This window comes from Streptomyces sp. NPDC043812 (assembly GCF_056436245.1).
Window position 1 is genome coordinate 25,079 of sequence record NZ_JBWKCY010000011.1, and the last position, 13,072, is coordinate 38,150.

General features: G+C 72.5%; 11 protein-coding genes and 1 pseudogene. 5 read left to right on the forward strand and 7 right to left on the reverse strand.

Features of this window, described 5'->3' with window-relative positions; genetic code table 11:
* Positions 1–129: 129 nt before the first annotated feature.
* Positions 130–1,230: a glycerate kinase gene (locus tag AC067Z_RS17740; RefSeq protein WP_478790450.1), complete on the reverse strand. Its 1,101-nt coding sequence runs from the start codon at positions 1,228–1,230 to the stop codon at positions 130–132.
* Between the two features lie 195 nt (positions 1,231–1,425).
* On the opposite strand from AC067Z_RS17740, the gene AC067Z_RS17745 reads away from it, so the two are divergent.
* The 4 genes from AC067Z_RS17745 (at position 1,426) to AC067Z_RS17760 (ending at position 5,406) form a co-directional block, all read left to right on the forward strand.
* Positions 1,426–1,920 carry an NUDIX domain-containing protein gene (locus tag AC067Z_RS17745; protein WP_478790451.1) on the forward strand — a complete coding sequence of 165 codons (495 nt, stop codon included), beginning with the start codon at positions 1,426–1,428 and terminating at the stop codon, positions 1,918–1,920.
* Positions 1,921–2,071: 151 nt separating this feature from the next.
* Complete coding sequence (locus AC067Z_RS17750; protein WP_478790452.1) at positions 2,072–3,292, forward strand: hypothetical protein; 1,221 nt, start codon at positions 2,072–2,074, stop codon at positions 3,290–3,292.
* A gap of 167 nt (positions 3,293–3,459) precedes the next feature.
* A complete protein-coding gene (locus AC067Z_RS17755) occupies positions 3,460–4,614 on the forward strand; it encodes a hypothetical protein (RefSeq protein ID WP_478790453.1) in 1,155 nt (384 codons plus the stop codon).
* Positions 4,615–4,683: 69 nt separating this feature from the next.
* Positions 4,684–5,406 carry an SIR2 family NAD-dependent protein deacylase gene (locus tag AC067Z_RS17760; protein ID WP_478790454.1) on the forward strand — a complete coding sequence of 241 codons (723 nt, stop codon included), beginning with the start codon at positions 4,684–4,686 and terminating at the stop codon, positions 5,404–5,406.
* On the opposite strand, the gene AC067Z_RS17765 is transcribed toward AC067Z_RS17760, so the two are convergent.
* The 4 genes from AC067Z_RS17765 to AC067Z_RS17780 form a co-directional block, all read right to left on the reverse strand.
* Complete coding sequence (locus AC067Z_RS17765; protein ID WP_478790455.1) at positions 5,403–5,906, reverse strand: methylated-DNA--[protein]-cysteine S-methyltransferase; 504 nt, start codon at positions 5,904–5,906, stop codon at positions 5,403–5,405. The two genes, AC067Z_RS17760 and AC067Z_RS17765, sit on opposite strands and share 4 nt — an antisense overlap.
* Before the next feature lie 12 nt (positions 5,907–5,918).
* Positions 5,919–7,394, reverse strand: a complete 1,476-nt coding sequence (locus AC067Z_RS17770; RefSeq protein WP_478790456.1) for an AlkA N-terminal domain-containing protein — start codon at positions 7,392–7,394, stop codon at positions 5,919–5,921.
* A gap of 98 nt (positions 7,395–7,492) precedes the next feature.
* Positions 7,493–8,032: an O-acetyl-ADP-ribose deacetylase gene (locus tag AC067Z_RS17775; RefSeq protein ID WP_478790457.1), complete on the reverse strand. Its 540-nt coding sequence runs from the start codon at positions 8,030–8,032 to the stop codon at positions 7,493–7,495.
* A 69-nt stretch (positions 8,033–8,101) separates the two neighbouring features.
* The gene (locus AC067Z_RS17780; protein ID WP_478790458.1) at positions 8,102–9,517 is read right to left on the reverse strand and encodes a phytoene desaturase family protein; all 1,416 of its coding nucleotides are present in this window, start codon (positions 9,515–9,517) and stop codon (positions 8,102–8,104) included.
* Between the two features lie 87 nt (positions 9,518–9,604).
* On the opposite strand from AC067Z_RS17780, the pseudogene AC067Z_RS17785 reads away from it, so the two are divergent.
* Positions 9,605–10,397 (forward strand): annotated as a pseudogene (locus tag AC067Z_RS17785) (nucleotidyltransferase domain-containing protein).
* Between the two features lie 12 nt (positions 10,398–10,409).
* Here AC067Z_RS17785 and AC067Z_RS17790 read toward each other — a convergent pair.
* The gene (locus tag AC067Z_RS17790) at positions 10,410–11,228 is read right to left on the reverse strand and encodes an inositol monophosphatase family protein (protein WP_478790459.1); all 819 of its coding nucleotides are present in this window, start codon (positions 11,226–11,228) and stop codon (positions 10,410–10,412) included.
* 41 nt (positions 11,229–11,269) lie between these two features.
* Positions 11,270–13,066, reverse strand: coding sequence for a gamma-glutamyltransferase family protein (locus AC067Z_RS17795; protein ID WP_478790460.1), 1,797 nt, complete (start codon positions 13,064–13,066; stop codon positions 11,270–11,272).
* Positions 13,067–13,072: the final 6 nt, after the last annotated feature.

Below are 13,072 nucleotides of genomic sequence, written 5' to 3' on the forward strand. Positions count from 1 at the left end.
CCCGCGACACGCCGCCCCCCGGAGCGGCACCCGGACACCACGCACCCGGACCGGGTCAGGAAGCCGGGCCACGCTCAAGCGCGGGCGCGCTCACGGGCCCGGCCACGCACGAGCGCCACCCACCCAGGGCTACGGCAGGAAGTCGCGGGCGATCGCCGCCGCCGCGCGCTCCAGCAGCGGGCCCGCCTCCGCCATGCACTTAGCCGGGTCCGGCTCCAGGGCGGTCAGGGCGTAGGCGCGGCGGATGCCCGCCTTGCCGAGGGCCTCCGGGGGAAGTGCCAGGCGGCCGCAGACCGCCACCACCTCGACGCCCTGCGCGCGGGCCGCCGCCGCGACGCCCGCGGGGGCCTTTCCATGGAGGGTCTGTTCGTCGAGGGACCCCTCGCCGGTGACGACGAGCGTCGCGCGGGCAAGGGCCGGGCCGAAGCCCAGGACGTCGAGCATGACCTCGATGCCCGGACGGAACCGCGCTCCGAGAGCGACCAGGGCGCCGTAGCCGATGCCGCCCGCCGCACCCGCGCCGGGCGCGTCCGCGAGGGCGGGGCCGAGGACGGAGGCGTAGTGCGCGAGGGCCTCGTCCAGCGTTGCCACGTCGTCCGGGGTCGCACCCTTCTGCGGTCCGTAGACCGCCGGAGCGCCCTTGGGGCCCGTGAGCGGGTTGTCCACGTCGCTGGCGAGGATCAGGTCGACGTCCGCGACACGCGGGTCGAGCCCCGAGAGGTCCGCCGTCGCAAGCACACTCAGACCGCCGCCGCCCGGTGGCACGGGCTTGCCGTCGGCATCGAGGAAGCGGGCTCCGAGCGCGGCCAGCATGCCGGCGCCGCCATCGGTGGTCGCGCTGCCTCCGACGCCGAAGACGATGGTCCGGGCCCCCGCGTCGAGCGCCGCGCGCAGCAGCTCGCCGGAGCCGTACGTGGTGGCGGTGAGCGGGGCGAACACGCCCTGGGGAAGATGCTGGAGGCCCGAAGCCTCCGCCATCTCGACGACGGCGGTGCCGTCCCGAAGCGCGTACGCCGCGGTCACCGGCTCTCCGAGGGGTCCGGTCACCCGCGCCTCGCGCCGTTCGAAACCGGCGGCCACTGCCGCGGCGACCGTACCGTCACCGCCGTCGGCGACGGGGAGGGTCTCCACCTCGAGGCCGGGTACGACGTGCCGGAGCCCGGCCGTCACCCGCTCCGCGACCTGCACGGCCGTGAGCGAGCCCTTGAACTTGTCAGCCGCGACGAGCACCCGCGCAGACTGAGAAACTGCTCCGTCCGTCACCTTGTATCCCTTGCTATCGAACAGGCAGTCGCGCCGCCCCGACCCTATCCGCACCGCCCAATGCCCTGCCACCCCACCTTCGACCAGCATCTTCGTCCTCGCGTAAGCGTTTCCCACCAAATGGTCACCGTCGGTTCATGACGGCTCACTTACGCTGCGTGTGTGACGACCTCTGACTACGCCGCGTACATCGCCTCGCTCCCCCGCATCCTGGCCGGTTCCGCCGCCCTGTGCCGTGACGCCGCCGGCCGCGTCCTGCTCGTCGAACCCAACTACCGCGCGGGCTGGGCGCTGCCCGGCGGAACCGTGGAGTCGGACGAGGGCGAGACGCCCCGGCAGGCCGCCCGGAGGGAGACCTTGGAGGAGATCGGTCTCGATCTCGAGCTGGGTGCGCTGCTCGCCGTGGACTGGGTCCCGGGCGAGGCCAGGCCACCGATCGCCGCGTATGTGTACGACGGCGGTGTCCTGACGGAGGAGCAGTTCAAGGCCATCAGGCTGCAGGAGGCGGAGCTGCTGTCCTGGCGCCTCGTCGCGCGCGAGGACGTCCCCCACCATCTGCCCGGACCACTCGGGAGCCGGGTCCTGGCATCGCTCGACGCGCTGGACGCAGGGACGGGAGCGGTCGAGCTGGAGAACGGTCTGCCGCCCGCGAACTGACCCTCCACCGCAGGGGCGTTACCACCCCTTTCGTCCGATTCGCCGTGAACTGGTGCGCCGTACACGGACGTTCATGACGCGTTGACCACGCGGCCCCGGGCCGTGCACGCCCGCCGGGCAGTCTCCGGATCCCCAGGACTCCGGAGGGACCATGTTCAAGCACCTGCGCGGCTGGCTGACAAGCATCGCCGCCCTGGCGCTGGTGACGATCGCCGGCGCCGCACCCGCCGCCAGCCCCCACGAGATGACCGCGCGGACGGTACCCGCCCAAGGGCCCGCCGCCCCCCGCCCCGCCATGGCGGTTCCGGCCGTGCGACCTGTTCCCGCGGCCGTCGACGGCGGTGCCTGGCAGTCCGGGCACCTGCAGGGCATGGCGCTGGACCGCGGCAAGCGGTTCATGTACTTCTCGTTCACCAACATGCTCGTCAAGACCGACCTGGCGGGGAAGCCGGTCGGTTCGGTCCGGGGCATCACCGGCCATCTGGGCGACCTGGACTTCAACTCCCAGGACGGTCGCGTGTACGGCTCGCTGGAGTACGCGGGCGCCGCCGCGTTCTACATCGCCGTCTTCGACGGCTCCCGCATCACGCGGATGAACATGGACGCCGAGACGAGCGGTGTCCTGACGACGGTTCATCTCTCCGAGGTCCGGCGCGACTACACCGCCGACATGAACGGCGACGGCGTCTTCGACGGTGAGACCGGCAGGACGGCGGACCACCGCTACGGCAATGCCGGCATCGACGGCATATCGTTCGGCCCCGCGTTCGGCACCGGCAGGACGGGGCCGCAGCGGCTCACCGTCGCGTACGGGATCTACGCCAACACCTCGCGCAAGGACAACGACCACCAGGTGCTGTTGCAGTACGACATCCGGACGTGGAAGCAGTTCGAGCGCCCGCTGAACCAGGCACACCCGCACCGCAGCGGTCCGGCCACGTACGACGGAAAGTACTTCGTGTACACCGGCAACACCACGTACGGCGTACAGAACCTGGAGTACGACCGGCACAGCGGCAACTGGCTGATGGCGGTCTACAAGGGCACCAAGTCCTTCTTCCCGAACTACGGGCTCTTCGTCGTCGACGGCAGCAGGCCCCCGGTGACCGGTGACATCCGCGGCCAGCAGCGGCCCGAGCGCGGGAAGCTGCTGTCGCTCCTGCGCAAGGGGCTGCATCACGGGCCCTCGGGGACGTACGGCTGGCACGCGCCGGGTCAGTTCGGACTGGTCTCGCTCGACGACGGCCGCTTCTTCGTCGGCGAGTCCTCGAAGGTGACGGGGGGCGCCACCCGGCAGAAGGGCAAGGCGCTGCTGCACCGCTGGACGGGCGGGACGGGGTCACCGTTCGCACGGCTGACCACCTCCGGCTGAGGCGCGGCCGACACACCCGTGGCGCACCGCGGCCAATCGCGGGTGCGCCGCGTGGTACTGACAGGGCATCAGTCCTCTGGTATCCCGCTTACGTGCGTTCATGCCGTGTTGGTCCGGCGTGCACGCCCGCTGGGCACCATCCGGACTCCCAGGACACCGGAGGGATCATGCACAGGCACTCGTACCGCCTGATGACGGCCGCCGCCCTACTGGCCGCCTCGGCGATCGGCACCATGACACCGGCAGCCGCCGCCCCGACGAGCACCGTGAGCCGCCCGCCCCTCACCGTCGACGGCGGTGCCTGGCAGTCCGGGCACCTGCAGGGGATGGCGTTGGACCGGCGCAAGGGCTTCATGTACTTCTCGTTCACCAATCTGCTCGTCAAGACCGACCTGAGCGGCAGGCCCGTCGGGTCGGTCACCGGGTTCACCGGGCATCTGGGCGATCTCGACTTCAACACCGAGGACGGCCGGGTCTACGGCTCTCTGGAGTACAAGGCAGCCGAGGCGTTCTACATCGCCGTCCTCGACGTCGACCGGATCGACCGGATGAACATGGACGCCGAGACGAGCGGCGTGTTCTCCACCGTGCATCTCAAGGAAGTCGTCTCGGACTACACGGCCGACATGAACGGCGACGGTGTCTTCGACGGCAACACGGGCAGGACCGAGGACCACCGCTACGGATGCAGCGGCATCGACGGGGTCGCGTTCGGGCCGGCGTTCGGCCGGAAGGGCGGCCCGCAGAAGTTGACCGTCGCATACGGCGTGTACGCCAACACCGACCGGCAGGACAACGACCACCAGGTGCTGTTGCAGTACGACGTACGCCAGTGGCGCAGGTACGAACGGCCGCTGACCGAATCGGCGCCGCATCGCAGCGGTCCGTCGCGCCCCGACGGCAAGTACTTCGTGTACACCGGCAACACCACGTACGGCGTGCAGAACCTGGAGTACGACGGGCACAGCGGGAACTGGCTGATGGCCGCGTACAAGGGCACGAAGCCGGGCTTCCCCAACTACTCGCTGTTCGTCCTCGACGGCGACCGGCGTCCGGTGTGGGGCGAGATCCGCGGCCAGAGGGAGCCGGAGCGCGGACGGCTGCTGTCGCTGCTGCCCGAGGGCCTGCACCACGAGCCGTCGGGAACGTACGGCTGGCAGTCGACAGGTCAGTACGGTCTCGTCTCGCTCGACGACGGGCGCTTCTACCTGGCCGAGACGGCGAAGGTGCCGGACGACGGGGTGATGAAGGAGTCGGGCAAGGCGGTGCAGCACCGCTGGACGGGACAGGCACCGACCCCGTTCACCAAGATCACCTCCTGAGTGACGCGGGGCGGCCGGGCAGCGGGAAACCGTTCGCTGCCCGGCCGCCTGCCTGCGTACGCTCGACGTATGACTCTCGTCGCGATCCTCAGCGGCGCCGGTGTCTCCACCGACTCCGGCATCCCCGACTACCGCGGCCCGCAGGGGCTGTGGCGGCGTGACCCGGAGGCCGAGAAGCTCGTCACGTACGACTACTACATGGCTGATCCGGAGATCCGGCGCCGGTCCTGGCGCATGCGCCGCGAGAGCGCGACCTGGCGGGCCGAACCCAACGCCGCACACCGTGCCGTGGCCGAGCTCGACCGGCGGCCGGGCGTCGCCGTCCGGGTGATCACGCAGAACGTGGACGGACTGCACCAGCTCGGTGGCATGCCGGGCCGCAAGGTCCTCGAACTGCACGGCACCGCACGGACGGTGGTGTGCACGAGCTGCCATGTCCGCTCACCCATGGCCGAGGCGCTGGCGCGGGTGGAGGCCGGCGAGGACGATCCGGCGTGTGCGCAGTGCGGCGGCATCCTCAAGTCCGCAACGGTCATGTTCGGTGAGCGCCTCGACCCGGTGGTGCTGGGCGAGGCCATGTCGATCGCGAAGGCCTGCGAGGTGTTCGTCGCGGTCGGCACGACGCTGCAGGTGCAGCCCGCGGCGTCGCTGGCCGGGATCGCGGCGGAGCACGGGGCGCGGCTGATCGTGGTCAACGCCGAGCCGACGCCGTACGACGATCTGGCCGAGGAGGTCGTGCGCGAGCCGATCGGCACCTCGCTGCCGGCGCTGCTGGAGCGGCTGGGAGGTTAGGGCGTGGCGAACAGGGTCTGCTCGCCGGCGCCGCGCTCCAAGGCGAGCAGGCGCTGTTTGCGGTCCAGTCCGCCGCCGTAGCCGACGAGGCTGCCCGAGGAGCCGATCACCCGGTGGCACGGCACGATGATGCCGATCGGGTTCTTGCCGTTGGCGAGGCCGACCGCCCGGGAGGCGCCGCTGTTGCCGAGCGCGTCGGCCAGTTCGCCGTAGGTGCGGGTCTCGCCGTACGGGATGCGGCACAGCTGCTCCCAGACGCTGCGCTGGAACGGGGTGCCTTCGAAGTGCAACGGCAGGTCGAACGCGGTCAGTTCCCGCGCGAAGTACGCCTCCAGCTGCCGGACGGTCTCCCCGAAGGGTGTCTCGTCCGCCTCCCCGAAGGTTTCCTCGTCCGGCCGGTGCCGCTGGTCGGTCATGTAGAGCCCGCTGAGCACGCCGTCGGTGGCGACGAGGGTGAGCGGGCCGTACGGGCTGTCGACGATCGTGTGCTGCCTGGTCATGTCCGAAGTTCCTTACGCGGGCAGGTGGTTGATGGGGTGGTCGTCGGAGGCCCACAGGTACTGGACCGCGTATGCCCGCCAGGGCCGCCACCCCGCGGCTCGTGCCGTGAGGGCGGCCGGGGTCGCGGGCAGTCCCAGCTCGGCGGCCGCCCGGCGCATGCCGAGGTCGGTGGGCAGGAAGGCATCGGGATCGCCCAGTGCGCGCATGGCGATCACCTCGACGGTCCAGGGGCCGAAGCCGGGCAGTTCGGCGAGCTGCGACCTGGCACGGTCCCAGTCGCTGCCGGGGTCGAGCCGCAGGGAGTTGTCGGCGAGCGCGGAGACGAGGGTGGTCAGGGTGGTGCGTCGGCTGCGCGGCAGTGCGAGGGCCTCGGGATCGAGGGCCGCGAGCGCCGCGGAAGCCGGGAACAGGTGGGTGAGGCCGCCTTCGGGGTCGTCCACGGGCACACCGTGGGCGGTGACCAGCCGGTTCGCGTGGGTGCGGGCGGCGGCGGTGGAGACCTGCTGGCCCAGGACGGCTCGTACGGCGAACTCGGCGGCGTCGACGGTGCGCGGCACCCGGCGGCCGGGGGCCTTGTCGACGAGCGGGGCGAGCTCGGGGTCGGCGCGCAGCTGATCGTCGACGGCCACGGGATCGGCGTCGAGGTCGAGCAGCCACCGGCAGCGGCTGATCGCGATGGTCAGATCGCGCAGGTCGGTCAGGGAGAGCCGGCAGGCGATGTGGTCGGGATGCGGGGCGAGGGCGACGATGCCGTGCCCGTACGGGAGGGACAGCGTGCGCCGGTACGCGCCGTCGCGCCACTCCTCGACGCCCGGAACGCCGGTCGCCGCGAGATGCCCGAAGAGGTTGCTGGGGTTGAGCGGTGCGCGGTACGGCAGCCTGAGGGTGATCGCACCGGGTGCGGACGACGGCGTGGGCCGGCGGCGTGCCGCCCGCTCGCGCAGGTCGGTGGGGGCGAGGGCGAAGACCTCGCGGACGGTGTCGTTGAACGTGCGGATCGAGGAGAACCCTGCGGCGAAGGCGACCTCGGCCATGGGCAGCGCGGTGGTCTCGATGAGCAGCCGCGCGGTCTGGGCGCGCTGGGCGCGGGCCAGGGCGAGCGGGCCTGCGCCGAGTTCGGCGAGGAGCTGGCGTTCGATCTGGCGGGTGGAGTACCCGAGCCGGCCCGCGAGCCCCGGCACGCCCTCCCGGTCGACGACGCCGTCGGCGATGAGCCGCATGGCGCGGGCGACGGCGTCGGCGCGGGCGTTCCATTCCGGGGAGCCGGGGCTGGTGTCGGGCCGGCAGCGCTTGCAGGCCCGGAATCCGGCCTGTTGGCAGGCGGCGGCGCTCGGGTAGAAGGTCATGTTCTCGGCCTTCGGGGGCACGGCCGGGCAGCTGGGGCGACAGTAGATCCGGGTGGTCAGGACGGCGGTGAAGAACCAGCCGTCGAACCGCGCGTCCTTCGCCCGGACGGCGCGTACGCAGCGCTCGGTGTCGGTGTGCATGCCTCAAGCATGGGGCACGCGGAGGCCCCCGGGCTGGCAGAAATCCGACATGGACGTCGCGCTGCCAGGGCCTCGGCAGGGGCCGGGCGAGCGGCGTGTCAGCCCTCGGCGTTCTCCGCCAGCGTCGCCTCGAAGGTGCGGTACGCGTCCTCGTCGAAGAGCACGAACCGCACCTCCTCGACCGGCGCCGCTGCCGCCTCGCGCACCGTGCGGATCGCGATGCGGGCGCCGTCGTCCATGGGCCAGCCGTAGATACCGGTGGAGATGGCGGGGAACGCCACGGTCCGCGCCCCCGACGCGGCGGCGACGCGCAGCGATTCCCGGTAGCAGGAGGCAAGCAGCGCCGACCGGTCCTCCTCACGGGACCAGACCGGACCGACCGTGTGGATGACATGCGCCGCATCGAGGCGCCCGGCGGTGGTGGCGACGGCCTGACCGGTGGGCAGACCCTTGCCGTAGTGGGATGCGCGCAGGGCGCGGCACGCGGCGAGAACCTCCGGCCCGCCGCGCCGGTGGATGGCGCCGTCGACGCCGCCACCGCCCAGCAGGGAGGAATTGGCGGCGTTGACGATGGCGTCGACGTGCTGCTCGGTGATGTCACCGTGGACGAGGGTGATGGCGGGGCCGTGCTGTGTCATGGCCCCATCCTGCCGGTCCGCACGCGGCAGGGCACGGCCGCGATGCGGGGCGCCGGACCACCCCCGGTCTCACCGCGCCCGCAGTCGGCGCCACACCGCCTTCGCCGCGTGGTGGCCGGACATGCCGTGGACCCCCGGGCCCGGCGGGGTCGCCGCGGAGCAGAGGAAGACGGCGGGGTGTGCCGTCGCGTAGGGGACGCGGGCCAGCTTGGGGCGGAGCACCGTCTGCAGGCCGGCGAACGCGCCGCAGGCGATGTCGCCGCCGACGTAATTGGCGTTGCGCGCGGCCAGTTGGGGTGGGCCGGCGGTCGCGCGGGCCAGAACCAGGTCGCGGAAGCCCGGTGCGAAGCGCTCCAGTTGGCGTTCCACTGCTTCGGTCGCGTCGCCCTCCCAGCCCGCGGGGACATGGCCGTACGCCCACAGGGTGTGCTTGCCCGCGGGGGCGCGGCTGGGGTCGATCAGGCTCGGCTGGGCGGTGATCAGGAACGGCGTGTCGGGGTCGCGCCCCTCGACGGCCGCGCTCAGCGCCTCGTCGATCTCGCCCGCGGTGGGCCCGATGTGCACGGTGCCGGCCTTGCGGGCCTCCTTCGCGGTCCAGGGCATCGGTCCCGACAGCGCGTAGTCGATCTTGAAAGCCGATGCGCCGTACTTGTAGCGCCAGTACGCCTGGCCCAGCCCGGCGATCCTTGCCAGCGCGGTGGGCGAGGTGTCGAAGACGTACGCGCGGGCGGGCGGCAGTTCGTCGAGCCGCTTGACCTCGGTGCCGGTGTGGATGGTGCCGCCCTGCTCCCGCAGGTACGAGGCGAGCGCGTCGGAGATGGCCTGGGAACCGCCGCGGGGCACCGGCCAGCCCACCTCGTGGGCCGCCAGCGCGAACATCAGGGCGATCCCGCCGGTCGCGATGCCGCTGGTCGGGGCGATGGAGTGAGCGGCCAGACCGGCGAGCAGCGCCCGGCCCTTCTCCCCCTCGAAGCGGCGCGCGAGCCAGGCCGCCGGCCTGATCGCGTCGAGCCCGAAACGTGCGAAGCGGTACGGGTCGCGGGGCAGACCGTCCCAGGGCGTGCGCAGGAAGTCGGCGGCGAGGGTGTCCCAGTGTCCGAGGTAGGGCGCGACGAGGCGGCGGTAGGCACCCGCGTCGGCCGCGCCGAGGGACATGGCACTCTCCCCGACGGAGCGGCTGAGCAGCGCGGCGGTGCCGTCCGGAAAGGGGTGCGCCAAGGGCAGTTCGGGATGGAGCCATTCGAGACCGTGGCGGGCGAGCGGCATGCGGGTGAACGCGGGCGAGCCGACGCCCAGCGGATGCACGGCGGAACAGGGGTCGTGGCGGAAGCCGGGGAGCGTGAGCTCCTCGGTCCGCGCACCGCCTCCGACGCCGTCCAGAGCCTCGAAAAGAGCCACGGAGAAGCCGCGGCGGGCCAGTTCGACAGCGGCCGTCAGTCCGTTGGGCCCCGCCCCCACGACAACGGCATCGAGCATCGACGGCACCTGCGGACTCCTTTGTCAGCCGACAGCCAGGAACCCCAGGATATTCCCGAACTCCGACGACGCGGGCCGGGGTACCGTCCCGTACCGATGAACACCACGATCGAAGCGATGGCGCAGCGGCTCACGGTGGTGACCGGTGTGGTCGCGGTGACGCTCGGCGGCAGCCGGGCGCGCGGCGCCCACCGGCCCGACTCCGACTGGGATCTGGGCGTGTACTACCGCCGCGGGGTCGACGTCGCGGCGCTCGCGGCGCTCGCCGGGCAGGTGAGCGGTGAACGGGTGGAGGTCGCCGGCCGGCGGCTGGGGGCCGTGGGTCGACGGGGGCGCGTGGCTGACCGTGGAGGGTGCACGAGTGGACTGGATCCTGCGGGATCTGGACCGCGTGCAGCGGGTGTGGGCGGACTGCCGGGCCGGACGGTACGAGACGGCGGTGCAGCCGGGACATCCGCTGGGCTTCTGGTCGCCCGCCTATGCGGGTGAGGTGGCGCTGTGCCGCGTACTGGCGGATGAGACCGGCGAGCTGACGGCACTTCAGGCGCGGACGCAGGCGTATCCGGATGCGCTGCGCGAGGCATTGGTCGGCGCGTCGTGGGAGGCGGAGTTCTCCGTCGCCGCCGCGCGCAAGTCGGCGCGCTCCGGCGACGTGCTCCATGTGTCGCTGTGTCTGTCGCGGGCGTTCGGCGTGCTGGTACAGGCCGTGCTCGCCCATCACAGGGTGTGGTGCGTCAACGAGAAAGGCGCGCTGGCGGCCGCCTCGGCACTGGCGGATGTGCCGGGGGATTTCACGGCGCGGGTCTCGGCAGCGCTCGCCGGGCTGGACGCGGCGGCGGTGGAGGCGGCGGAAGAGCTGGTGCGGGAGGTCCGGTCGCGGTTGACCTGACCTCCCGCACCGTCAGCTGAGCACTTCCCGTATCCGGCGGGCAGTCGCCTCGTCACGCGCGGCCGTGAACGGAAGGGAGTTGCCGCCCACGATGCGGAACGGTTCGCCCGTGAGCGTGAGATGGGCTCCGCCGGCTTCGGTGACCAGCAGCAGGCCTGCCGCGTGGTCCCAGGCGTACTCCCAGCTGAACGCGGTGGCGTCCAGTGCGCCACGGGCGACGGCCAGATACTCCAGACCCGCTGATCCGCAGGGCCGAGCATGCACTCCGGGGACTGCGAGGCCGAGCAGTGACCGCTTCTCGGCGGGGCTGGAGTAGTCGGGGTGGGACATGGCCACTTCGAGCACGGCTCCGGGCTCGGGCGACCCGGAGCGCAGCTTCTCGCCGTTGAGCGTGGCGCCGCCGCCGCGCACGGCGCACGCGAACTCCTCGGTCACCGGGGCATACGTCCACGAGGCGAGGAGCTCACCGCGGTGCGCGAGGGCGACCAGCGTGCAGAAGCCGGGATCGCCACCCACGAACTGGCGGGTGCCGTCGACCGGGTCGACGATCCACAAGGGCGCGTCGCCGCGCAGCGCCTCGTACACCGCCGGGTCGGCGTGGACCGCTTCCTCGCCGACGACCACGGAGCCGGGCAGCAGGGTCGTCAGCGAGGCGGTCAGGTGCTCCTCGGCCAGCCGGTCCGCGGCGGTGACGAGGTCGTGCGGACCGCTCTTCTCGAGGATCTCGTGCGCGGCGAGCTGCCGGTAGCGCGGCATGATCTCGGCGGCGGCCGCCTTGCGGACCGCTTCCTCGACGCCGGAGAGATCACCGGTCAGGAATTCATCGATCATGCCTCCAGCCAATCACGTCCCGCTGACATCCCGGGATGCGGTCAGCGCCCCACCGCGTAACCCTGCATTCCCCGGGGGTTCGCCGCGGCGGAGAGCACGCCGGTGCGCGGGTCCCTGGCCACGGCGCACAGCCTGCCCTCGGACCAGGGCTCACCGACGGTGATGTCATGGCCCCGTTCCCGCAGGTCGGCGACGACGTCCGGATCCATCCGGGATTCGACCGTGACGCTGCCGGGCCGCATACCGCGTGGGAAGAAGGAGCCGGGGAAGGCGTCGTTGTGCCAGTTCGGCGCGTCGACGGCGCCCTGCAGGTCCAGCCCGCCCCGTACCTGCTCGCGCAGGGCCACGGCCAGGAAGAAGTGGACCTGCCACTGGTCCTGCTGGTCGCCACCGGGCGTACCGAAGGCCATGACGGGCTCCCCGTCGCGCAGTGCGAGCGAGGGGGTGAGGGTGGTGCGGGGGCGACGGCCCGGGGTGAGCGAGTTCGGCAGACCGGGGTCCAGCCAGGCCATCTGGAGCCTGGTCCCGAGGGGGAAGCCCAGTTCGGGAACGACGGGGTTGGACTGCAGCCAGCCGCCGCTCGGCGTGGCGGCGACCATGTTGCCCCAGCGGTCGACCACGTCGAGATGGCAGGTGTCACCGCGGGTGGTGCCGTCCTTGGCGACGGTGGGCTCGCCCGCGCCGGCGGCCGGTATGCCCATCGCGTTGAAGCCGGGCTCCCCGGCGGCGACGGCACGCGCGTGCGCGCTGAGCACGGGCTCCCGCCCGTCCGGGCTGCCGGGCCGCAGCTCGTACGACGCCTTCTGCCCGATCAGTGCCCGCCGCCCGGCGTTGTAGGACTCCGACAGCAGAGCCTGCACGGGCACGTCGGCGGCGTCTCCGTACCAGGCCTCCCGGTCGGCCATGGCGAGCTTGCAGCCCTCGATCAGCAGATGGACGTAATCGGCCGAACCGTAGGCGGGCAGCTCGGGCGGCAGCAGCGCGAGCTGCTGGAGGAAGGCCGGCCCCTGGCTCCAGCCGCCTGCCTTGCACAGCGTCCAGCCGTTCCAGTCGTACGTGGCGGGCGCCTCGTAGCCGGCCGACCAGCCGGCCAGGTCGGCGGCCGTGAGCGTGCCGGTGTGCCGGGAGCCGCTGGTGTCCATGGTCGGCACGCCGGACTGCCGTACGAGGGCCTCGGCGATGAAGCCCTCGCGCCAGATCTCCCGTGCCCGCTCGATCTGTTCGGTGCGCCCGCCGTCGCCCGCCTCCTCGACGAGGCGCCGCCAGGTCGCTGCGAGTGCGGGGTTGCGGAACAGCTCGCCCGGCCGGGGCGCCCTGCCGCCGGGCAGATACACGTCGGCGGACGTCGTCCACTCGGTCTCGAACAGCTCCCGTACGCTCTCCACGGTCTCGCCGACCCGCTCGACGGGTGCGTGCCCGTCCTCCGCGTAGGCGATGGCGTACTTCAGCACCTCGGCGAGCGTCTTGGTGCCGTGGTCCCGCAGCAGCAGCATCCACGCGTCGAACGCTCCCGGAACGGCCGCGGCTAGCGGTCCGGTGCCCGGCACGAGGTCGAGCCCGAGCGCCCGGTAGTGGTCGATCGTGGCGCCCGCAGGTGCCGGGCCCTGCCCGCACAGGACGCGCACCTCGCCGCCTGCGGGGGCGAGGACGACCGGGACCTCGCCGGCGGGGCCGTTGAGGTGGGGCTCGACGACGTGGAGGACGAATCCGGCGGCGACGGCGGCGTCGAAGGCGTTCCCGCCGTCCTCCAGCACGGCCATCGCGGACTGGGATGCCAGCCAGTGGGTGGAGGACACCATGCCGAAGGTGCCCTGGAGGGTCGGCCGGGTGGTGAACATGTTCGG

Excerpts from the sequence above, each read along its gene's own strand:
- AC067Z_RS17750 (WP_478790452.1), top strand. The coding sequence starts at position 2,072 with ATGTTCAAGCACCTGCGCGGCTGGCTGACAAGCATCGCCGCCCTGGCG.
- AC067Z_RS17755 (WP_478790453.1), top strand. The coding sequence starts at position 3,460 with ATGCACAGGCACTCGTACCGCCTGATGACGGCCGCCGCCCTACTGGCC.
- AC067Z_RS17760 (WP_478790454.1), top strand. The coding sequence starts at position 4,684 with ATGACTCTCGTCGCGATCCTCAGCGGCGCCGGTGTCTCCACCGACTCC.
- AC067Z_RS17765 (WP_478790455.1), bottom strand. The coding sequence starts at position 5,906 with ATGACCAGGCAGCACACGATCGTCGACAGCCCGTACGGCCCGCTCACC.
- AC067Z_RS17770 (WP_478790456.1), bottom strand. The coding sequence starts at position 7,394 with ATGCACACCGACACCGAGCGCTGCGTACGCGCCGTCCGGGCGAAGGAC.
- AC067Z_RS17775 (WP_478790457.1), bottom strand. The coding sequence starts at position 8,032 with ATGACACAGCACGGCCCCGCCATCACCCTCGTCCACGGTGACATCACC.
- AC067Z_RS17790 (WP_478790459.1), bottom strand. The coding sequence starts at position 11,228 with ATGATCGATGAATTCCTGACCGGTGATCTCTCCGGCGTCGAGGAAGCG.
- AC067Z_RS17795 (WP_478790460.1), bottom strand. The coding sequence starts at position 13,066 with ATGTTCACCACCCGGCCGACCCTCCAGGGCACCTTCGGCATGGTGTCC.